Consider the following 20,647-nt stretch of genomic DNA (forward strand, 5'->3'; position numbering starts at 1 on the left):
GGTTATCGTGGTGCGAGGCGCGGTCTTTGCCGTTTGAGGTGCGGTTATGCCTGCGCGAGGTGCGGTCTTTGCCGTTTGAGGGGCGGTCGCGCTTTTCGCACTGCACAATCCAGACAAAAAAACAGCCATCCCGCGAAAGGGATGGCTGTTTTTTAATGGGCTCGTGTCAATCGGCGGCTGCGGCCGTCGTATGGCAATTGTGCTCTGGAGCGTCCTTCTTTTTCTTCGATTTCACGCACGCGATTTTCAATCGCAGCTGAAACCAATCCGAGGATGGTGCCGAAAGCTGCACCCGCAACCACTTCAACTGGCTGATGGCCGAGCAACTCCTTCAATTCCTTTTCGCGTTGGACAAATTCAAAGCTAGGAAATTCTCCGGAAAACTTCACAAAGCTGTCTTCCAGATCATTGACCAGCCGCGCGATTTCACCCGTATGGCGGCGTATGCCCTGTGCATCGTACATGACGATGACCCCGAATACGATGGCCAACGCTGTTTCTGTATGACGCGCGCCTTTATTGGCCGCTACGTATGAAGCCAGTGCCGACACACCTGCTGAGTGGGAACTTGGCATGCCGCCCGTCGTAAAGGCCTGCTTCCAATCCCACTCCCCTGTCACCGTTTTATGCGTGACAATCTTTAACGCTTGCGCCACTCCGATTGCACTTAAAGAGGTAATCATTCCCCGGTTCATTTTTCTCATCTGCTCATCCTCCAGTTTCAGCTTGGCAACTATCCAGTTGCCGTTCAATATACTTCTTTACCCATTATGGCTGGAGAATATGTGAAATCAACTAAAAATAGCAATATTTTTCGTAAAATACATAAAGTCGTCCCTAATTTACTTTCGATGCCAACTGAAGTGCGGTAAACTGTAAATCGGAAGCGACTGGATACTCTAAGCAGTTTCCAAAGTATCCAGCAGCATACCCAAACTACTCTATTCATAGTCATCGGATATAAAAGAACGGGGAATTTCATGAAAAAGATTTTAACAAAAGACTGGCGCAGCATTCTCATGTACCTGATCATGGGCGGCTTGACCACTGTCGTCAATATTGTGGTCTATTGGATCTGCGAAGTACAGTTCAATCTGGATTACCGCATATCAACAACCATTGCCTGGCTGTTCGCCGTCGTCTTCGCTTACCTTGTCAATAAACGCTATGTCTTCAAAAGCGTCACCACCAATTGGCGCGACCGTTTTGCAGAAATGAGTTCATTTTTTGGGTTCCGTGTCCTGTCCTTCTTCATGGATTTGGGCACCATGATGGTATTGGTCGGATTACTGAGCATCAACGGCACAGTCTCTAAAATTCTGGCCAATGTCATTGTGCTGGTCGCTAATTACATCTTCAGCAAGAAATTCATTTTCAAAGACCGCAATGCTCCAATCGCTGAAAAAGCACAACAATAAAAAAAAAGCTGGACAGGAGTGGTTTCCCTGGTCCGGCTTTTTCAGCGTTCCTTATAGACTTCCATGAGACCGACCCGCTTAACATCCATATTTATGATCCTCGGCAGCCTATAGAGATAAACAGACAGCACGAACATCCAGAGCTGCAGGGTGAAAATCGTGATCCGCTCCACTAATCCGGCATAAGGCAACTCATTATTCAATACAATCGGCGTCGCCACTCCTGCCAGCACGATGATGACCGCACATATAAGTGTAATCAAACCGATTCCCCTGAAATCTTTGGTCAGCCACAAACCATAACCGATGGCAAACAACGCACCGACTGTTGCAATCACCACAATGGCTGTAATTGCCAAATGCATAAAATTGCCGAAAGTCAGCACGGCTCCTCCCTGCTCCAACGGAAACAACGTATAGCCGATCAGTGAAGCCGTATTCATGATGATCAGCAGGATTGCGCCGAATCGGGCAATGCCAACAATTTTGTATTTGCGGAAAAGGACATAAACAGCTATTGAAAACAGGACAGCAAGAATGCCATACCCCAGCGTAAAGATCCTCAGCATTTCTGCATCCGGTGCCCCGTTGCCGGTCAGTTCACTGATTGTCTGCCGCACATGGCTATAGCCATCCCACAGGATGCCACCCATAATGACATGAGTGATGTAAAGGATCGCGCCGACCGCGCCGCTTAACGCCACTACCTGCCAGAAACTTTTTTGCCGCGCCCGCTTCATATGTTCACCAGCCTTTAATTTTTCTGAATATTTCATTATTATAACCTTTGTAAGAATAAACTTCTACATTACTGAAGTATGGTTTCAAACTACTACAAGAAAAAGCTGTGGTGCCATATAGTAAGGAAGGTCCACAGCTACTTGATTTCTTCTTCAGATTATTCCAGCGCTTTTTTGGCGTTGACCCGCCCATTCCCATATACATCGTCCCGCCCGATTTTCCCTAGATCATCTGCCGAAGAAAAAATCCGGTCTTCGATCTCTTTATTGCTAAGGGACGGCTGATCCGCTTTTATTAATGCTGCTACTCCCGAAACAATAGGGGCTGCCATCGAAGTTCCACTCAAGGGACCGAAAAGATTGCCAGGCAACGAGGAATAGACATCTGTTCCAGGAGCTGTAACGTCAATAGTAGGGCCTTTATTTGAAAATAAGGAGCTGGTGTCATTGCTGGTTACAGCTCCTACTGAAATAACATTGGCCAAGGAAGATGGATAATGCGCATTGCGCGTTCCATCATTTCCTGCGGCAGCCACAATGACGATGCCCTGCTTATGCGCTTTCTGTATCGCTTGATCCATCGCCTTGCTGTAATTATAGGATCCTAAACTCATGTTGATGATATCGACATTTGCCGCCATTGCATGCTCAATCCCGTGAATCAAATCGGAGGTATAGGCGTACCCTTCATCGTCGAACACATCTATCGGCAGAATCTTCGTGTGCGGGGCAACACCTGTACCCCAAATCCCGTTGTCAGCAGAACCTGCAATCAAACCTGCAACATGTGTGCCATGGAGGCTTGGGCTAATGGTTCCTGCCTGTTTTGTTAGCGCATCATACGGCGCTATAAACTGCTTTGCCAATTCAGGATGTGCGACATCCATCCCATCGTCAATCACTGCTACAACCACGTCGGCTGACCCTCGGGTCTGGTCCCATGCAGGAGCCGTTTCAATCCGTTGATGATGGTACTGAAGGCCGGAAAAGTCCGGGTCATTCGGCGTATAGGCCAACTCGATCCGGTAATCCGGTTCAACAAATTCAACATTCCCCCGCTCTTTCAACTCATCCATGAAAGCTTCAGCAGTTTTGCCTGCCGGTACTTCCAAAGCCGTCATAGCCGTCTGCCCCTTTCGGCTGACTGCAGAAGTATCCGCTGCACCAATAGCTGTTTGGTTCTCCTCTTTAAACTTCACAATCACCTGCTGTGGATCAGCTTTTGCAAAAGCAGCATTTCCGTTGACTGCAAATGCGGTGAACATTAGTAAAATAACAAATAGACACCTCATTTTTTTCATGATTACGCTCCCACTCTCTTTATTTTTATCAAAATATTATTTTTTTATCAATTATAATGCAGGAGGAACTATTTTCCTAGTCCATTTCAAAAAAAAACGTCCGCAATCAACTAAATGATTACGGACGGGACAGATTTATTTCAAACTTAAGCTTTGGGAGGAAACTTCAACGGGATGGACTGCTTCATACAATAAGCCTTCCAATTCAGCACGGTACTCCGCTGTTTGTTCAGCAGTCCAGCCAAGCAGGCTAGTCAGATAGGTGATGACCGCTTCTTTATGTGCATGCACCCAGTGGATATCAAAGTACAAGGCACCAGTACGGCGAATAAAGAAATCGATCGGCTTGAAGGCTGCTTCGTATTCCAGTGAATAACGGAGCATCGCATAGACTAAAGGATCAAGTCCGGCGCGTGCCGCTTCTTCCAGTCCGGTTGTATAGAAGCGCAGAACTTTATCGACATTCGCCCCGTAGCGGTTGACGAGCATACGCATCGCGTCATGTGTCAATCCCATACTTGCTGCCTGATGGATGCGGTCGGCCATAAAGGTTTCAAAACCTTTCGAACCGCCCACTTCGCCTCCGGAAATCGGCAGGCGTTTGGTCGAACTCTTCGGATACTTGGCTCCTTCTTCTTTCTGCAATTGTTCTGCCACCAAATTGATGATGCTTTCGCCCATTTTACGGTAGCCGGTCAATTTTCCGCCTGCAATCGAAATCAATCCGGAATCCGATACGAAGATTTCATCTTTCCGTGAAATCTCGGATGGGTCTTTGCCTTCTTCATGGATCAACGGCCGCAATCCAGCCCAGCTGGATTCGATATCCGCTTCTGTAATCGCCACTTCCGGGAACATGAAATCAATCGCCTTCAAGACATAGGTGCGGTCCTCGAGCGTCATCGTCGGATGGGCAATGTCCTGCTTGTAGACCGTATCTGTCGTACCCACATAGACTTTGCCCTGGCGCGGAATCGCAAACGCCATGCGGCCATCCGGCATATCGAAATAGATTGCCTGTTTCAGCGGGAAGCGGCGGCCATCAAAGACCAGGTGGATTCCTTTAGTCAGCTGCAATGTCTTCCCGAATTTCGAGTGGTCCTTGTCGCGCAAGGTATCGACCCATGGCCCTGCCGCATTGACGATTTTTTTTGCAAACAATTCATGGATCGTACCATCGATCTGGTCTTCCACTTGAATGCCGACAGTTTTGCCGTTGTCATAGATGAAGCTTTTCACTTTCGCGTAGTTCATTGCCATCGCACCTTTTTCGACAGCTTTTTTCATGACTTCCAATGTCAGACGTGCATCGTCGGTTTTGTATTCTACATAATACCCGCCGCCTTTGATGCCTTTTTTCTTCAATAACGGCTCGCGTCGCAAGGTTTCTTCCTTGCTCAGCATTTTGCGGCGTTCGCCCTTTTTGACGCCTGCCAAAAAGTCATAGACGCGCAGGCCGACGTTGGTGCTGAGTGGTCCAAATGTGCCGCCTTTGTAGAACGGCAATAACATCCACTCAGGAGTCGTGACATGCGGTCCATTTTCATAAACGATTTCGCGTTCTTTGCCGACTTCCGCGACCATCTTCACTTCAAATTGCTTCAAGTAGCGCAAACCGCCATGAACCAATTTAGTAGAGCGGCTGCTTGTACCCGCCGCGAAATCCTGCATCTCCACAACCGCTGCATCCATGCCGCGCACAGCTGCATCCAGCGCGATTCCGGCGCCTGTGATGCCGCCGCCAATCACCAATACATCCAGTTGCGTCTGTTTCATCTGTTCATAACGTTCATTTCTGTTCAAGCTTGAGAATTTCATAAATTGATCTGCTCCTTTTTTGTGTATGAGTTAAAGAATGAGTAAATACGTAATAGAAGCATACAGCGCTTCTACTTTACTTCCCTGTCCTATAGAAATTCACACTCTTCTTCTTTAAATCTAGTTCGAATCAACCTGTGTCGCTATTTCTACATATAAAAAGAGAGAACAAGGCACAGCTGCAGAATTACTTCTGCAAAACTGGCTTGGTCTCTCATAGTCTCCGGCCGTGTATCTCTCATTATTAACTTGTAGGTTATTTCGTTGGTTTGAATGATCGTGTTGCCGTTACCGCGTTTTTCCAGCCTTCGTAAAGCTCTTCGCTTTTTTCAGCCGGCATGTCGCGTGTAAAGGTCTTGTCGATCTGCCATTGTTGGGCGATCTCTTCTTTGTCTTTCCAGAATCCGACTGCGAGACCGGCTAAATAAGCTGCGCCTAGTGCTGTCGTTTCCTGGATCATCGGGCGTTCCACCGGAACATCTAGAATGTCGCTTTGGAACTGCATCAGCAAATCATTGCCGACCGCTCCGCCATCAACGCGCAAGGTCTTCAATTCGATCCCTGCATCTTCTATCATAACATCAACGACGTCTTTTGTCTGGTATGCGAGCGCTTCGAGCGTTGCGCGGATGAAATGGGCTTTCGTCGTGCCGCGTGTCAGGCCAAAAACAGCGCCTCGTGCATCCGTATCCCAATAAGGCGTTCCAAGACCCACAAAGGCCGGTACCATATAGACGCCTTCTGTCGATTCGACTTGCATCGCGTAATCTTCACTTTCCGGTGCACTTTCAATGATCTGCAATCCGTCGCGCAGCCACTGGATCGCTGAACCGGCGACGAAGATGCTGCCTTCAAGCGCATATTCGACTTTTCCGTCAACGCCCCAAGCAAGCGTCGTCAATAACCCGTGCTCGGATACAACGCCTTCCTCACCGGTGTTCATCAACATGAAGCAGCCTGTACCGTATGTGTTCTTCGCCATGCCTTTTTCAAAGCACGCCTGGCCGAAAAGGGCGGCCTGTTGATCCCCGGCCATGCCGGCAATCGGCACTTCGTGGCCGAAGAAATGATAATCGATGGTGTTGGCGTAGACTTCAGATGACTGACGTACTTCCGGCAGCATGCTTTTCGGCACGGTCAGGATGTCCAATAGCTCCTGATCCCATTCAAGGTCATAGATATTGTACATCAAGGTGCGGGATGCGTTGCTGTAATCCGTGACGTGCGTTTTTCCGCCGGACAGTTTATAGACCAGCCACGAATCGATCGTTCCGAACATCAAATCGCCGTTGTCCGCTTTTTCGCGCGCGCCTTCGACATTGTCCAGAATCCATTTTACTTTGGTTCCAGAAAAATAAGCGTCGATCAGCAAGCCTGTTTTCTTGCGGAACAATTCGTTCAGTCCCTGCTCTTTCAACTCGTTGCAGATGCCGTCTGTCTGGCGTGACTGCCAGACGATGGCTTTGTAGATTGGCTTACCTGTATGGCGGTCCCAGACAACTGTCGTTTCACGTTGGTTGGTGATGCCGATGCCGGCGATCTGGCTTGGATCGATATCCGATTTGCGCAGCACTTCTGCGACACATGCCAGGACAGATGTCCAAATTTCATTGGCATCATGCTCCACCCAGCCCGGTTTCGGGAAAAACTGCTGAAACTCCTGCTGAGCCGTCTCGAAGATTTCACCTTTATGGTTCAGTAATACGGCACGTGAACTGGTTGTGCCCTGGTCTATGGATAAAATATAATCTTTCGTCAAAACAATCTCCTCCAATGGTTATGAAACGATTTTCTCTTCTAATTGATCAGCGGTTGTCCGCTCTTTTTTCAATTCTACACTTGCTGCACCGAATAAAACCAGGAACAAGGCGACACTCATGATCCAAAACGGCAGTCCGTAGGCGCCAGTAAACATTGCTTTATAGAACAAAGCTCCGTAAACACCACCGAATACTGGGCCCACAACCGGTACCCAAGCATAGGACCAGTCTGATTTGCCTTTGCCTGGAATTGGCAGCAAGGCGTGCGCAATGCGGGGACCGAGGTCACGCGCAGGATTGATGGCGTAGCCGGTTGTGCCGCCAAGCGACATCCCGATCGCAACGATCAACGCCCCGACAATCAGTGGATTCAGGCCTTCCGTGAATTCATTGGCTCCGATAAACAAGAGGCCCATGACCAATACAGCGGTTCCGATGATTTCACTAACTAGATTGGAGAATGGCCGGCGGATTGCAGGAATGGTCGCAAATACGGCAAGCTTCGTTTCCGCTTCCTTAGTCCGTTCCCAGTGCGGCAAGTAATTGAAGAAGACGATTACGCCTCCAATGATGGCGCCCAGAATTTGCGCTACTATGTAAACCGGCACTTTAGCCCAAGGAAAATCGCCGACAGCGGCAAATCCAAGCGTCACTGCAGGATTTAGATGTGCTCCCGAAAAACTTCCTACTGCATAAACGCCCATTGTGACTGCTAACCCCCAGGCAATGGTAACAACGATCCAGCCGCCGTTTTCAGCTTTCGAATCCTTTAATACTACTCCTGCTACAACGCCGGCACCAAAAATAATCAAAATCATCGTGCCGATCAGTTCTGCTAAAAATTCCGTCATTTTTTCGCACCCCTTTGTTTTTCGGTCGAGAACCATTTTCCGGAAAATACAAAAAGACCCACGCTGAACCGAGCCACTTCTCTATTGAGAAGCGCTCATTTCAGTGTGGGTCTCCATTTCTCCGACACAGTTCTTAACTTGTAAATACAAAGTTACCAGTTTGTGAAAACGCTGTCAACGTTTTATAACTCCCAAAGTTCAGGCTGCGATGTCGAAATCGCTTTTGCCCCACCATCGTAGGCTAATTGGATGTCTTCTTTTGTGCGGATCAACCCGCCTGCTATTACTGGGATGCCTGTTTTATCAAACACTTCCTTGATGACCGACGGGATGATTCCCGGCAAAATTTCAATATAGTCCGGCTTTACTTGATTGATCAGCTTAATATTGTGTTCAAGCGCCTGGCTATCCAGCAGGAATAAGCGCTGAATCGTCAGCAGATTATTTTTCTTCGCCAACGCGATGACATTGCTGCGCGTCGAAACAATGCCGTCCGGTTTCACTTCCCTTACAAGATATTCAAAACCATAGGCATCCGTCTTCAGTCCCTGAATCAAATCCACATGCAGGATGACTTTCTTCTTGGCTTTTTTTGCTGCCTGCACCAATTGTTTCAGCTGTGCCAAGCGGATTTCCAAAAAGATGATGTATTCGTGGTTGCTGTCCAGCAAGCGTTCAAATTCCTTCATATTGCGCAAAACCGGCAAAACGCCTTTTAACTCATGCACCGAGTTTCCTCCTCAACTAATTTCCCAAAGCTTTATGTAACATTATCCGCCCAAACCGCTTCCCACTCAAAGATTTCGTATTCCCTTGCGCCTTCTGCCACGTAAGGATCCGTCTTCACCAATGCTTCGCAGTCTTGGAACGATTCAGCTTTATAAATGACCAGCCCGCCGGAGCCATCCGCAAACTTGCCGTTGACTGCCACTTGTCCACTGTTGCGCATGTTCTCCAGAAATGCCAGATGCTGCGGCCGAAATTTTTGGCTTTTATCAGCGTCTTTCATCGGCAATAATACTGCAAAATATTTCACGACAACGCCCCCTTTTCTTTATTATAAGGAGCTGAACCGAAAAAGTCTTTTCATGACAATAAAAAACACTTTTCCAAGAAGATTCAATTGGCCTATTAAGATGAATGTGACGTTTCACTTCGTTTTATAGAACCACTTTGTGAAAATACCCAGTCTCTCCAGCCTCACTTCCCCATTTTTTGTATATACAGTCCATTCCTCCTTAGGTACAGTCCAAACGTGACAAATACTGTCCAATCTCACAAAAATACTTTCGAAGCCAAAAAATACATTCAATCTACAAATAAACTCCAATCTATGTCATCTCATTTTTTTCCAAAACACCGATTTCAAGCTTTGCAAACAGGGTAAACTGAAACTACCATACATCATCCATAAGGAGCTGATTGGCTGTGCAGATGACCAAAAAAGGACCTGTCTATCAACTGACGTTCATGCCTCGTTTTTTCCCTGTGAATTGCTATGTAATCGATGAAGGAAACGAATTGACTTTAGTGGATGCTGCCTTAAGCTTTAACGCGAAACAGATTTTATTGACGATCAAAGTCATGAAAAAGCCGTTGACCCAAATCATCATCACCCATGCACATAGCGACCATATCGGTGCGCTGGATGCGGTCAAACGCGAATGGCCGGACGCCAGCGTCAGCATGTCTTCACGTGATGCACGGCTTTTGGCCGGCGACGCCAGCTTGCTTCCCGGCGAACCCGATTCGCCAATCAAAGGCGGGGTTCCCAAGAACATCGAAACACAGCCGGATCGGTTGCTCGAGGAGGGTGATCAGGTCGGATCCCTAAAAGTGGTCAATACGCCTGGCCACACCCCCGGTTCCATTTCGTTGCTGGACACACGAAACCAATTCCTGCTGGCCGGTGATGCTTTTCAGACACGCGGCGGCATTGCCGTGTCCGGAACATTCAAGGTGCTGTTTCCTTTTCCGGCTTTTGCCACCTGGAACAAGCGAATTGCCCTCGAAAGCGCCCGAAAAATCCGGAATCTGAACCCACAGCTGCTGGCGGTCGGGCATGGTGGAATGATTGATAAACCGATGGATGCCATCGATTTTGCCGTCTTTGAAAGCGAAAAAAATGTTCAATAGAATTACATTCATCATGCACGAAAAAACCGTTTGCCAGAAGAGTCTTCCCGGCAAACGGTTTTGCTATTTCACCTCTTTGCGGCCAACGCGCATCAGCATGACGGGTCTTGGCTCATCCAACACTTCGTCGACTTGCCGCGTCTTGCGGAATCCGGTTTTTTCATAAGCCCGGATGGCCACTGTATTCCGGACGTCCGGATCAGTAACACAGAATTGGATTTTTGAATCCGCAAAGATGACTTCTTTCAGGAATTTCTGGAGCACTTTGGAACCCAGGCCTTTATTGCGATAGGTTTTGGCACCGATCAGCACATCCAGACCAGCGGCTTTTTGCAGCTCTTCGTATTTTTCGCAGCCGGGGTAGTCACTCCACTGGTAGGTCTGGATATACCCGATTGGTGTTTCTTCATAATAGATGATATAGGGCTTTGTCGGATCTTTGCCCTTGATGCTGTCTGTGAATTCCTGCACAAATTGCCCGTATGTCCCCCCTTGCGCATAGCCCCAAAACCGGGTCGTCGGCGGCTCTTTAGTGATCCATTCATAAAGTTGCGGCAAATGTTCCCGCCGCAATCGCCGGAAGCTGATTTTCCCTATATCCAAGCCCATCAAAACACCCCTTCCTTATTTTGTTACAGATCGGAAAGTCATTCCTCTTATTCCACTGAATAAATAAAAGCCTATTGTTTGTCCGATTTATCCACAGGTACTTTCAGGATTTCGTCCAGATGTTCAATCGGCAATGAAAAAATCGTCTCAACCGGTGAGTAATTTCCTGCCAGGCGGCCAATCGGTGCCAGCTTTTCCAAATTGATGCGGCCATTTTGATAAAGCTCATCTTTAATATGGAATTTAACCAGTCTGCCGATCACCAGGTAGTCGTCTCCCAATTGGATGATGTCGTGCAATTGGCATTCCATATTGACGGGCGCTTCCAGCACACGCGGCACAGAAATTTCAATCGATTCGGCAGCCGTTAAACCTGCATATTCGAATTCATCAATTTCCCGGGATAAATGTTCACCGCTTTTGGCCATTTCATTGGCCAGCGGAGCTGTCACAATGTTAATGACAAATTCCCCATTTTCACGGATATTCTGCAGCGTATCCTTCACAGTACCGGTACGCTCCTCTACACCTTCTCCAACAGAGAACGCCAGCATCGGTGGATTCCGCGATACAACCGTAAAAAAACTGAAGGGAGCTAAATTTGCGATGCCATCGGAAGACATGGTGGACACCCAGGCGATCGGCCGAGGCACGACACTGCCAATCAAGAGTTTGTAATTCTGTTTTGCTGTCATATTCAACGGATCAATGATCATTTTACAGCCATCCCTTCGTCTTTCTCACTTATCCTTCTTTTCCCCTTCTGGTGGATTTTAAATCAGCTCTACTCACCATCAGTTCCCGGTGAATCCAACAAATCCATCTCTTCACTTTGCCCAATAAAACATTTTTTTACCGATACTTCCCACCTGTCATTTCATCTGTTCTGGGACTATAATTTGGTTAAAGGCAAAGGAGGTACACCTTATGGACACGGAGCACAAACTGAAACAATGGCAACAGGCTGGATTGTTGGAGAAAGAGACTGCAGAACGGATTTTGGCGTTTGAGAAGCGTCAGCCCGCCCCCAAAAAGCTGCCGCTGCTTTTGATGATCGGTTTGGTTTTTCTATCCTTGGCGATCTTCAGCTTTGTTGCAGCGAATTGGCAGGCGATCCCGGACTTGGCAAAAGTACTGCTGATGCTGGCTTTGATGTGGCTTTTCTACACAATTGCCCATTTCTCTGAGAAGAAAGTATTCGGCTCGCCCCTTCTTTTCAGGGTCATCGGTCTTGCGATGTTCGGCGCTGCGCTGCTGACGGCTGCCCAGACGTTCCACTTCCCACTGGCGAATTCCGTTTTGCCTTGGGCGATGTTTCTGGCAACGCTCGCCCATTATTTTTACTGGCGGCATCTGATCTATTCCGTCATCGGATTTTTCTTCGGCGCTCTTGTCCTGCTATCGTTCATGCCCGACATCGGATGGCTGGAATGGATCCTTTTTATCGCCGTTGCAGTAGCGTGGTTTTATTTCAGCAAAGAATTTGCACCTGTTGTTTTTAGCTGGATCCTGTTGTTCGCTTCCGGATTCATGCTATGGGGATTGGTCGACTACGACAGCGTCTTATGGCCGATTTGGACGTTGTTCGCACTCGTCCTGCTCCTTCTTATAGTTCCTGAAACCAAACAGCGAATGATCAGGCCGCTTTATCTGATTGCAGCCGGCATGCTGATTGTGGTGTACTTAGCGGTTCGCGGACAAACCTTCATCGGCTTGATCGATGAAAGCCAATTAGGAGAAGCTATCGCTTTAGCAGTTGTCGGAATCGGCGTGCTTCTTCTCAGCTTCTTCAAATTCCGTTCCCTCATGTGGGTAGCCGTTCCCGGCGTCATCGGATTGCTGCTCTTTGACGAAACCGCCATCGGTCTGGCAGTGGCTGCTGAATTGTCCGCCCTTGCTTACTTGATCATTGCGCAGCGGCAAAATGAACCCTTAGGATTGGGCTTTGTCTATTTCATCATCGTCCAATTCGTCATCTACATCATTTACGCGTGGGAACGGCTCGACATGTCCGTCTTCTTCCTCATCGGTGCTTTGCTGTTATTCCTTCTGTCAGCGGTAGCCTGGTGGGTCAATCGCAGGAAAGAAGGTGCCACACCATGAAATCCTGGCTCTTCCCGATTCTCCAAACAGCAGTAGTCGTAATCTTACTCATCAGTTATTACGCAGCCTCCTGGTTCGGCGAGCAGTATGTCTTAAGGGCCGAACCTTATGACCCGTTCGATCCATTTTATGGAGAGTATGTAATGCTGCAGTATCCCGACTTGATATCGACAACTGTTACAGATGATGATTCGGTTTACTTTACTCTAAAGGAATCAACTGACGGCTATGCTGTCATCGACCGCCTTGAAACTGAACCCTTTTTCGGAGCTATTAAAGGATCTGTTTTTGGTGGCAGCGTCACGGCTCCCCAATTGGAGCAATTCTATGTAGAACAAGGCTTAGGACCGGACCTCGAATCAGCGCGCAACCTTGAGGTGACTATCGACGTTTCCAGCTGGGGCACCATTCGCCCAGTCGATCTGCGGGAGCGCTCAGAGTAAGGCCATAAAAAAAGTTCAATCAGAAAGCTGATTGAACTTTTTTATTCACTTGTCAAATTCTATTAGCCTTCCGCTCCATAATACTGTGCATAAGCCGCATCTTTTTGCACGTTGACATTATTGATCACCGCTCCAAGCAATCGGGCTTTAGTGGAAGCGTTAATCGCTTCTTTCGCTTTGATTGCGTGCTCTTTTTCTGTCCTGCCCGAATCTACCACTAGAATGGTACCTTCGCATTTGTTTGCTAAAATCACGCTATCGGCGACAGATAAAACCGGAGGCGTATCAAAGATCAGTAAATCATAAACATCCAACGCCTGCTCAAAAAGAATGTCCATGTTATGGGAGCTCAGCAGTTCTGCCGGATTTGGCGGAATGGGTCCGCAGGGCAAAAGATCGAGATTTTCAATTTCAGCGGATTGGATTGCCACTTTCAAAGCAATTTGACGGGCCAATACATTGGATAACCCACGTGTATTAGTAATTTTGAACGTATGATGCATCGTGGGTTTTCTCATATCCGCATCGATGAACAGAACACGTTTACCTTCCTGGGCAAACACAATCGCTAAATTCGAAGCGGTGGTCGACTTGCCTTCCGAGTGAGAAGCGGAGGTGATGGCCAGCGACCGGATATCTCCATCAGGAGAAGAAAAGTGGATATTCGTCCGCAAAGTTCTGAACTGTTCCGATACACGCGATCTTGGATTGGTGAATGCGATCAATTTCCTGTTTTTCACTTCAGGTTTACTCTTCTTTTTAACCATCCACTTATGCCTCCCTGCGTTTAAAGGCAATCGGCTCATTGGCCGGAATGTCTTCTTCTTCGTTCATTGGTGAGATTGCACCTAGTACAGGAATCCCCAAAACATCCTGAATGTCCTTTTCGCCTCTGAGTGTCGTATCCAGATACTGCAAAATCATTGCGATGGCTGCACCGATCAGAAGACCGACAATTGCGCCCAGCAAAATATTCAGTGGAGGATTTGGCGATACCGGTGTTTGATTTTCCATAACTACAGCCGGTGACAAAATTGAAACATTGTCGACGTTCATCAATTCCATAATTTCCACTTCGAAAATTTGCGCGGTTTGGTTTGCGATTTCAACAGCTACTGCAGGGTCTACATCCTCTGCTATGATATTGAGCAGCTGTGAGCTTTCCGCAAATTCGACGGTCACTTTATTCTGCAACTCTTCATAAGACATATCCAAGCCCATTCGGCTGATTACTTGTTCAAGTATCACCGGACTCGTTATGATTTCGCTGTATGTACCGACCAATTGCAAATCGGTTTCTATACTTTGCGTGTTCAGCCCCGCTTCATTCTGCTGCTGACTGATCAGAAGTTGTGCAGATGTTTGATAGATGGGCGTAATCAGGTAATACGATATCAATGCCGTGATGATCATGAATGCGATAGTAATAGCCAGGATCAAGCGAATCCGATTTTTTAAAATAAGATAAACTTCACGTAGGCTGATGGTTTCTATCATTTCGCCATCCCTCCTTTCAATTAAATATGCATTACCGTCTTTAAGCGGCCGCACCTAATCGGAAATTGATTATTTTCTGCGATTGATCTAGCTTACATTTCTCTATCCACTCAGCTATGGGACATCAATTTGAGTGATTGATGTCCCATGTTTTGAGCCTATAGCCCACTGTCATTGGCGATCAATATATATAAGTTCCATGTGCCGAATGCCCATGGATCAACCAATGAATGATCAAGTCACAACCGATCTATCTTACCGATTTCTCACTTTCCTTCAATAGGCGTCTTTTGAACCGAACAGCACCAGAATCGTTTTGAATATCAGTTTAATGTCCATCATTGTATTTCGATTGCGGATGTAATCCAAATCCATCTCGACCCATTCCTGAAAACTGATATTGCTTCTTCCGTTAACTTGCCAAAAACAAGTTAATCCTGGAGTTACGCTGATTCGCTGCTTTTCATAATTCGTGTACTGGGCCACTTCGTCAGGCAAAGCGGGTCTTGGTCCGACTATGCTCATGTCCCCCTTTAGCACATTGACCAATTGAGGCAATTCATCGATGCTTGTTTTTCTGATGAACTTCCCAATTTTTGTAATCCTTGGGTCGCTTTTGATTTTGAACACCGGTCCTGATGCTTCATTCTGCTGCAGCAAAGAGGCTTTCAGATCTTCCGCATTGCAGACCATGGATCGGAACTTATACATATCAAAGGATCTGCCATGTTTGCCGACTCGTTTCTGCTTGAAGAATACTGGACCCTGAGGATCCTCCATTTTAATCATCAGGCCGACAATCAGGAACAGCGGAATTAACAGAATCAGCCCCACTAACGAACCGGCGATATCCAGAAAGCGTTTCGTATACAAATAACCATTGCTGGTATTGGTTTTTACGCTTTCAAACACCATTTCGCTGTACCTTGTATTGATATTCATCTTTTCTTTTTCAGGAGCGGACACTGACATTTGAATCACCACTTTCATCTAAAATTCCTATTATTGATCAAATGGACGTTGCCTCAATCAATTTGGCTGCAGCAGGCCTGCCGATTGAATGATATTCGACCCCATTGTTTTCCATCGCTTCTAACGTGAAACAATTTCTTCCGTCAATAACAAGTGGTTTCGCCATTTTACTGAACACTGTCAGCTCAACATTCTTGATTTCATCCCAATCGGTTAAGATCAACGCAGCATCACTTCCTTCTATCGCTTCATCAATAGAGTCAGCATAACGAACCAGTGGATTCAGCATGGATTTTGCATTGTTCATCGCAACCGGATCATAAGCAATAACATCTGCTCCCTGCTTGATCAATTCTTCGGTAACCAGTATAGAAGCGGATTCCCGCATATCATCTGTATTCGGTTTAAAAGCAAGGCCCAACACAGCAATTTTTTTACCGGAAATATCAGGAAGACAGCTGTTCAATTTGCCGATCAATATCCCTTGCTGTTTTTTATTGACATTGACCACGCCTTTCAGCAATTCAAACTCATATTTAACATTCCCCGCAATTTGTATCAAGGCTTTTGTGTCTTTTGGAAAACAAGATCCACCGTAGCCGATTCCCGCTTTCAGAAACTGGCTGCCGATTCGTTGATCGAGTCCCATGCCTGTTGATACATTCTCTATATTGGCACCTAGTAATTCGCAAATATTGGAAATTTCATTGATAAAGCTGATTTTAGTCGCTAAAAACGCATTGGACGCATACTTAATCATCTCAGCACTTTTGATATCCGTTTTAAAGATGGGTATCCCGAATGGCTCGTTGATCTGTTCAATCACACGAAAGGCATGTTCGCTTTCAGCACCGATGACAATCCGGTCTCCATGAAACGAATCATGGATTGCGGAGCCTTCTTTCAGGAATTCAGGATTCGAGACGACCTCAACTTGCAGGCCCTGCTTTAAATGGGTTTGTATAATTTCTTTGATCAAGTCATTTGTACCAACGGGGACCGTGCTTTTTGTGACAACAATGACATTGCCCTCGACATTTTTTGCAATGTCTTTGGCTGCCTGGGCTACATAGGATAGATCTGCAGATCCATCCTTATTTTCCGGCGTCCCCACAGCGATATAGATGACATCTGCCCGCTGGAGCCCTTCCCGGTGAACGGTAGTGAAGCTTAAGCGCTGTTCATGGATATTTTTTGTCATCAATTCACTTAATCCTGGCTCATAGATGGGTGAGAGACCCTGCTGCATTTTAGTGACTTTGTCCTGATCGACATCAATACAGATTACCTGATGTCCAATTTCAGACAAACTCACACCCGTTACCAACCCGACATATCCAGTTCCGATTACTGCTATATTCATACGGATGCCTCCAAATTAAAGTAGTTGTGCAGCTGATTTTTCAGCCATCAGTTCCTTTATAATGCTTTCTACATCTTTGCCAAATTCAGGACTGTCCAAAGCGAATTCGATGGTTGTCCGCAAGAATCCAAGCATTTCTCCTACATCATAGCGTTTGCCTTCAAAATCGTAGGCGTAGACACTCTGTATCTCATTAAGCTTTTGAATGGCATCCGTCAACTGGATTTCTCCACCGGCTCCGGCACTTTGAGTACCAAGGAAATCAAAAATTTCAGGATCCAGAATATAGCGTCCCATAATCGCCAGATTCGAAGGAGCAGTTCCGGGTTTCGGCTTTTCTACAAAATTGCTGACCTGGTAACAGCGCCCATCAACCGCACTCGGGTCAATGATTCCATACCGATGTGTTTCATGATCGGGAACCTGCTGAACGCCTATTATGGATGATTGCATTTTGTCGTATTGGTCAATCAATTGCTTTAAACAAGGTTTCTCAGCTTTTACGATGTCATCCCCCAACAGCACCGCAAATGGTTCGTTGCCGATAAACTTGCGCGCGCTCCATACTGCATGTCCCAAACCCTTCGGCTCTTTTTGGCGGATATAATGGATTTCCACATTAGAGGTATGCTGTACCTTTTCCAGAAGTTCGAACTTGCCCTTTTTGAACAGGTTGTCCTCCAGCTCGAAATTCTTATCGAAATGATCTTCAATAGCCCGCTTTCCTTTACCGGTAACAATGATGATATCTTCGATGCCTGAAGCAATCGCTTCTTCCACAATGTATTGAATGGTCGGTTTGTCTACAATTGGCAGCATTTCTTTCGGCATAGCTTTTGTCACTGGAAGAAATCGGGTACCCAGGCCAGCTGCCGGAATAATTGCCTTCGTCACTTTTTTTGCCATTTAATCCACCCGCCTTTTATTTTTTTCGGGTCATCGATTCCTATCCTTTTAATGGGTTCAAACCTGTTTTTTATTAAAAAAAAGGTTCTTTTGTACTTAACTCGTTAAATATTGTCCCATTGTAACATCGATAGTCCTCAAAATATAGTTTAATTATTGAGAATTTTTGAATTTAACGGAATAAATAGTCTTAAATGACTACTTTAATTCCTCCAAAAAGACTGAATCCCCACTTTTATATATTTTAATATTCTGATAATTCAGAACCTGCTTACGTATGTGAAACGATCATCTCTAATTCTCCATCAATAAAATAATTCCCGATTGTCGCAGGAACAATGAAATTATCCCCTTTTTTCACAGACGACACACTTTCCTCCGTCACGATCTGCCCCGTTCCATTAATGACACTGACCAATAGGAAACCAGTCGTTAACGGCACTTCCACTTTTCCACCGAGCATCCAGTGGTAGACTGTGAAGTACTCTCCTTCCACCAAGCGGGTTGACTCCAGATTATTCAACTGCTCCTTCAGATTATCCTGCGCGACTTGCTGATGTGGACAGGTCATAACCGTCATCGCCTCTTCCAAATGCAATTCACGTTTCCTGCCTTCTGGGTCAACACGGTCGTAATCGTAAAGCCGGAATGTAATATCAGAGCTTTGCTGGGTTTCCAAAATCACAATGCCTTTTCCGATGGAATGCAGTGTCCCGCTCGGAACATAAACAAAATCACCTTTTTTCACTTTTATACTTTGGAACAACTTTTGCCATTGCCCCTCGCTTACCAGCTGCTGAAATTCTTCACGCGACTGCGCTTGGTGTCCGATAATGATTTCAGCGTCTTCTTCACAATCCAGAATATACCAACACTCTGTCTTGCCGTACGGTTTGTGCGCAAGCTCTTTAGCGTAACGGTCATCCGGATGCACTTGGACTGACAACTGATCATTCGCATCCAGAATCTTCACCAGCAACGGAAAATCGCTGTCGGTTGATTCAGAACCGAATAGTTGAGGATAATTCCGCCAAACCTCCAATAAGCTTTTCCCCCGCAGTTCACCATTCATGACGATGGACGGTCCATTTTCATGCGCGGAGATGACCCACGCTTCCCCTGTCGTTTGAGAAGGAATATCGTAATCAAATAATTCCTGAAGTTTTCCTCCTCCCCAAATTCGTTCTTGAAAAACCGGCTTTAAAAAAACGGGCTCCCTGTACATGAACTTCCCTCCCACCTTAGAAATGACAATCTGTTATTTCAGACACATCTTATTTTCCGTCATCTTATCCGTGTCGAGCGTTCAATCTGACTTTGCAGATTGCTTCGATTTCATCCCATTCATTTGAAGTGCGGTAAATGTCTTCTTCGATCAACTCACTGCCGGTTTGAACTTCGATGATTTCCATATTGGTCGTCGCTTTCAAGGTGTGCTTCGCTCCCAGCGGAATATGGATGACGTCACCCGTTCTGACATGACTCAATTGATCATTGAAAACAAAGATCCCTTCCCCTTTGACAATGGTCCAAACTTCACTGCGTTTGTAATGCATCTGATAGCTGAGATTTTTACCAGCATTTATACCAAGGCGTTTGATCAGAACCTCATTTCCTTCTGCGTATCGCGTATATTCCAACACTCGGTACCAGCCCCATCTGCGCTCTTCGTACATCGGTCGGCTATTGAAACCTTCGACATACTCCTTCACTTTCGTGCTGGCATCCTTATCCGTCACCAAAATCCCATCCGGGCTCGCCGCCACGACCACATTATCCAAACCGAGCAAAGTTATCGGAATACCAAGTTCATTGACGATATGGGAATTTTCCACACCCTTACCGATAATCCCTTTCCCAGTTACTTGAACCGCCATTTCTTCTGTCAGTGTATTCCAAGTCCCTAAATCCTTCCAATATCCGTCGTATGGCAAGGAGATGATATGCGATGCGCGCTCGACCACTTCATAATCGAAGCTATTTTTAGGCATGCGATGGTAGTTTCTCAGCAACTGGGAATATTCGACCGGCATCCCTCTTTCCTTCAAGAGGTCGATGATGTAGCCCAACCTGAAAGCAAAGACCCCGCAATTCCACAGAGCATTTTGATTAATCAATTCTTCCGCCTGCTGTTCCGTTGGCTTCTCTTTGAAATAATCAACTGTCAAATATGCATCACCCGATTTATTGTCTGGAATAATATAACCATATTTCGCAGAAGGATAAGTTGGTTTAACGCCCATCAAAGCCAAATCGGCTCCTGAGTCAATCAAAGCATTCTCCAAATCCTGCACACGTCCGAAAAACCGGTTCTCAACGTAAGGATCCACCGGCAACATGCCCACCACTTCATCCAATCCGCATTTCTGAACAGAATAAAGATATACTGCAGCCAGTGCAATAGCCGGGAATGTATCTCTCCTTTCCGGCTCAGTGACCACATGCACATCCTGTCCCAATTGCGATTTAATCATATCCACCTGTGAACCACTGGTGGCAATGATGGAATTCTCAGCCATCCCTGTTTCTTCAATCTGTTTCCAGACTCGCTGAACCATGGAAACTTTATTGCCATCCTCATCACTCAATACTTTTAGAAATTGCTTTGATCGTGCGTCATTGGAAAGCGGCCATAGGCGTTTCCCTGATCCACCAGATAATAATACTAATCTCATCGTAAGCCCTCCTTCTCTATCTGCTGCTCTAATCGAACATTAGTTACTTATGCTC

Annotated in this window: 21 protein-coding genes; 4 read left to right on the plus strand and 17 right to left on the minus strand. The window is 46.4% G+C overall.

Features of this window, described 5'->3' with window-relative positions; all coding sequences use genetic code 11:
* Positions 1-152: 152 nt before the first annotated feature.
* Positions 153-704, minus strand: coding sequence for a divergent PAP2 family protein (locus tag K8U60_RS03310; RefSeq protein WP_223634362.1), 552 nt, complete (start codon positions 702-704; stop codon positions 153-155).
* A gap of 276 nt (positions 705-980) precedes the next feature.
* Here K8U60_RS03310 and K8U60_RS03315 point away from each other — a divergent pair, with 276 nt between their 5' ends.
* Complete coding sequence (locus K8U60_RS03315; RefSeq protein WP_223634364.1) at positions 981-1,418, plus strand: GtrA family protein; 438 nt, start codon at positions 981-983, stop codon at positions 1,416-1,418.
* A 41-nt stretch (positions 1,419-1,459) separates the two neighbouring features.
* Here the strand turns inward: K8U60_RS03315 and K8U60_RS03320 are convergent, their stop codons facing one another.
* The 7 genes from K8U60_RS03320 to K8U60_RS03350 form a co-directional block, all read right to left on the minus strand.
* Entirely contained in the window at positions 1,460-2,194 is a 735-nt protein-coding gene (locus K8U60_RS03320; RefSeq protein WP_223634366.1) for a DUF998 domain-containing protein, read from the minus strand.
* Positions 2,195-2,316: 122 nt separating this feature from the next.
* Positions 2,317-3,459, minus strand: a complete 1,143-nt coding sequence (locus tag K8U60_RS03325; protein ID WP_223634368.1) for a S8 family peptidase — start codon at positions 3,457-3,459, stop codon at positions 2,317-2,319.
* Between the two features lie 135 nt (positions 3,460-3,594).
* Positions 3,595-5,277 (minus strand): glycerol-3-phosphate dehydrogenase/oxidase, encoded by a 1,683-nt coding sequence (locus K8U60_RS03330; protein WP_223634370.1) that lies wholly within the window; start codon positions 5,275-5,277, stop codon positions 3,595-3,597.
* A 256-nt stretch (positions 5,278-5,533) separates the two neighbouring features.
* Complete coding sequence (gene glpK, locus K8U60_RS03335) at positions 5,534-7,036, minus strand: glycerol kinase GlpK (protein WP_223634373.1); 1,503 nt, start codon at positions 7,034-7,036, stop codon at positions 5,534-5,536.
* An 18-nt stretch (positions 7,037-7,054) separates the two neighbouring features.
* Positions 7,055-7,888: an MIP/aquaporin family protein gene (locus tag K8U60_RS03340; RefSeq protein WP_223634375.1), complete on the minus strand. Its 834-nt coding sequence runs from the start codon at positions 7,886-7,888 to the stop codon at positions 7,055-7,057.
* A 182-nt stretch (positions 7,889-8,070) separates the two neighbouring features.
* Positions 8,071-8,616 carry a glycerol-3-phosphate responsive antiterminator gene (locus K8U60_RS03345; protein WP_223634377.1) on the minus strand — a complete coding sequence of 182 codons (546 nt, stop codon included), beginning with the start codon at positions 8,614-8,616 and terminating at the stop codon, positions 8,071-8,073.
* A gap of 32 nt (positions 8,617-8,648) precedes the next feature.
* Entirely contained in the window at positions 8,649-8,924 is a 276-nt protein-coding gene (locus K8U60_RS03350; RefSeq protein WP_223634379.1) for a YciI family protein, read from the minus strand.
* Between the two features lie 392 nt (positions 8,925-9,316).
* On the opposite strand from K8U60_RS03350, the gene K8U60_RS03355 reads away from it, so the two are divergent.
* Complete coding sequence (locus K8U60_RS03355; RefSeq protein ID WP_223634382.1) at positions 9,317-10,024, plus strand: MBL fold metallo-hydrolase; 708 nt, start codon at positions 9,317-9,319, stop codon at positions 10,022-10,024.
* A 63-nt stretch (positions 10,025-10,087) separates the two neighbouring features.
* Here the strand turns inward: K8U60_RS03355 and K8U60_RS03360 are convergent, their stop codons facing one another.
* Positions 10,088-10,633 carry a GNAT family N-acetyltransferase gene (locus K8U60_RS03360; RefSeq protein WP_223634385.1) on the minus strand — a complete coding sequence of 182 codons (546 nt, stop codon included), beginning with the start codon at positions 10,631-10,633 and terminating at the stop codon, positions 10,088-10,090.
* Between the two features lie 71 nt (positions 10,634-10,704).
* Positions 10,705-11,349 (minus strand): flavin reductase family protein, encoded by a 645-nt coding sequence (locus tag K8U60_RS03365; protein WP_223634388.1) that lies wholly within the window; start codon positions 11,347-11,349, stop codon positions 10,705-10,707.
* Between the two features lie 211 nt (positions 11,350-11,560).
* Between K8U60_RS03365 and K8U60_RS03370 the strand changes: the two genes are divergently transcribed.
* Positions 11,561-12,736 carry a DUF2157 domain-containing protein gene (locus tag K8U60_RS03370; RefSeq protein WP_223634391.1) on the plus strand — a complete coding sequence of 392 codons (1,176 nt, stop codon included), beginning with the start codon at positions 11,561-11,563 and terminating at the stop codon, positions 12,734-12,736.
* Positions 12,733-13,179, plus strand: coding sequence for a GDYXXLXY domain-containing protein (locus K8U60_RS03375; RefSeq protein WP_223634393.1), 447 nt, complete (start codon positions 12,733-12,735; stop codon positions 13,177-13,179). Before K8U60_RS03370 ends, K8U60_RS03375 begins: the two co-directional genes overlap by 4 nt.
* Positions 13,180-13,241: 62 nt before the next feature.
* On the opposite strand, the gene K8U60_RS03380 is transcribed toward K8U60_RS03375, so the two are convergent.
* The 7 genes from K8U60_RS03380 to K8U60_RS03410 all read right to left on the minus strand — a co-directional run bounded on the left by K8U60_RS03380 (position 13,242) and on the right by K8U60_RS03410 (position 20,592).
* On the minus strand, positions 13,242-13,946 hold the full coding sequence (locus K8U60_RS03380) for a CpsD/CapB family tyrosine-protein kinase (protein WP_223634396.1): 705 nt from the start codon (positions 13,944-13,946) through the stop codon (positions 13,242-13,244).
* A gap of 4 nt (positions 13,947-13,950) precedes the next feature.
* A complete protein-coding gene (locus K8U60_RS03385) occupies positions 13,951-14,676 on the minus strand; it encodes a YveK family protein (protein ID WP_223634399.1) in 726 nt (241 codons plus the stop codon).
* Between the two features lie 276 nt (positions 14,677-14,952).
* Positions 14,953-15,666: a sugar transferase gene (locus tag K8U60_RS03390; protein ID WP_223634402.1), complete on the minus strand. Its 714-nt coding sequence runs from the start codon at positions 15,664-15,666 to the stop codon at positions 14,953-14,955.
* Between the two features lie 19 nt (positions 15,667-15,685).
* A complete protein-coding gene (locus tag K8U60_RS03395) occupies positions 15,686-17,011 on the minus strand; it encodes a UDP-glucose dehydrogenase family protein (protein WP_223634405.1) in 1,326 nt (441 codons plus the stop codon).
* A gap of 15 nt (positions 17,012-17,026) precedes the next feature.
* Complete coding sequence (galU, locus tag K8U60_RS03400; RefSeq protein ID WP_223634408.1) at positions 17,027-17,917, minus strand: UTP--glucose-1-phosphate uridylyltransferase GalU; 891 nt, start codon at positions 17,915-17,917, stop codon at positions 17,027-17,029.
* A gap of 271 nt (positions 17,918-18,188) precedes the next feature.
* The gene (gene manA / locus K8U60_RS03405; RefSeq protein ID WP_223634411.1) at positions 18,189-19,142 is read right to left on the minus strand and encodes a mannose-6-phosphate isomerase, class I; all 954 of its coding nucleotides are present in this window, start codon (positions 19,140-19,142) and stop codon (positions 18,189-18,191) included.
* 64 nt (positions 19,143-19,206) lie between these two features.
* Positions 19,207-20,592 (minus strand): sugar phosphate nucleotidyltransferase, encoded by a 1,386-nt coding sequence (locus K8U60_RS03410; protein WP_223634413.1) that lies wholly within the window; start codon positions 20,590-20,592, stop codon positions 19,207-19,209.
* Positions 20,593-20,647 lie beyond the last annotated feature (55 nt).

Origin of the sequence: Planococcus circulans, assembly GCF_020023385.1 — a bacterium.
Lineage (GTDB): Bacteria > Bacillota > Bacilli > Bacillales_A > Planococcaceae > Planococcus.

Bases quoted from the DNA above. Each gene is read 5' to 3' on its own strand.
- K8U60_RS03310 (WP_223634362.1), bottom strand. From the start codon at position 704: ATGAGAAAAATGAACCGGGGAATGATTACCTCTTTAAGTGCAATCGGA.
- K8U60_RS03315 (WP_223634364.1), top strand. From the start codon at position 981: ATGAAAAAGATTTTAACAAAAGACTGGCGCAGCATTCTCATGTACCTG.
- K8U60_RS03320 (WP_223634366.1), bottom strand. From the start codon at position 2,194: ATGAAATATTCAGAAAAATTAAAGGCTGGTGAACATATGAAGCGGGCG.
- K8U60_RS03325 (WP_223634368.1), bottom strand. From the start codon at position 3,459: ATGAAAAAAATGAGGTGTCTATTTGTTATTTTACTAATGTTCACCGCA.
- K8U60_RS03330 (WP_223634370.1), bottom strand. From the start codon at position 5,277: ATGAAATTCTCAAGCTTGAACAGAAATGAACGTTATGAACAGATGAAA.
- K8U60_RS03340 (WP_223634375.1), bottom strand. From the start codon at position 7,888: ATGACGGAATTTTTAGCAGAACTGATCGGCACGATGATTTTGATTATT.
- K8U60_RS03360 (WP_223634385.1), bottom strand. From the start codon at position 10,633: ATGGGCTTGGATATAGGGAAAATCAGCTTCCGGCGATTGCGGCGGGAA.
- K8U60_RS03365 (WP_223634388.1), bottom strand. From the start codon at position 11,349: ATGATCATTGATCCGTTGAATATGACAGCAAAACAGAATTACAAACTC.
- K8U60_RS03370 (WP_223634391.1), top strand. From the start codon at position 11,561: ATGGACACGGAGCACAAACTGAAACAATGGCAACAGGCTGGATTGTTG.
- K8U60_RS03375 (WP_223634393.1), top strand. From the start codon at position 12,733: ATGAAATCCTGGCTCTTCCCGATTCTCCAAACAGCAGTAGTCGTAATC.
- K8U60_RS03380 (WP_223634396.1), bottom strand. From the start codon at position 13,946: ATGGTTAAAAAGAAGAGTAAACCTGAAGTGAAAAACAGGAAATTGATC.
- K8U60_RS03385 (WP_223634399.1), bottom strand. From the start codon at position 14,676: ATGATAGAAACCATCAGCCTACGTGAAGTTTATCTTATTTTAAAAAAT.
- K8U60_RS03390 (WP_223634402.1), bottom strand. From the start codon at position 15,666: ATGAAAGTGGTGATTCAAATGTCAGTGTCCGCTCCTGAAAAAGAAAAG.
- K8U60_RS03395 (WP_223634405.1), bottom strand. From the start codon at position 17,011: ATGAATATAGCAGTAATCGGAACTGGATATGTCGGGTTGGTAACGGGT.
- galU (WP_223634408.1), bottom strand. From the start codon at position 17,917: ATGGCAAAAAAAGTGACGAAGGCAATTATTCCGGCAGCTGGCCTGGGT.
- manA (WP_223634411.1), bottom strand. From the start codon at position 19,142: ATGTACAGGGAGCCCGTTTTTTTAAAGCCGGTTTTTCAAGAACGAATT.
- K8U60_RS03410 (WP_223634413.1), bottom strand. From the start codon at position 20,592: ATGAGATTAGTATTATTATCTGGTGGATCAGGGAAACGCCTATGGCCG.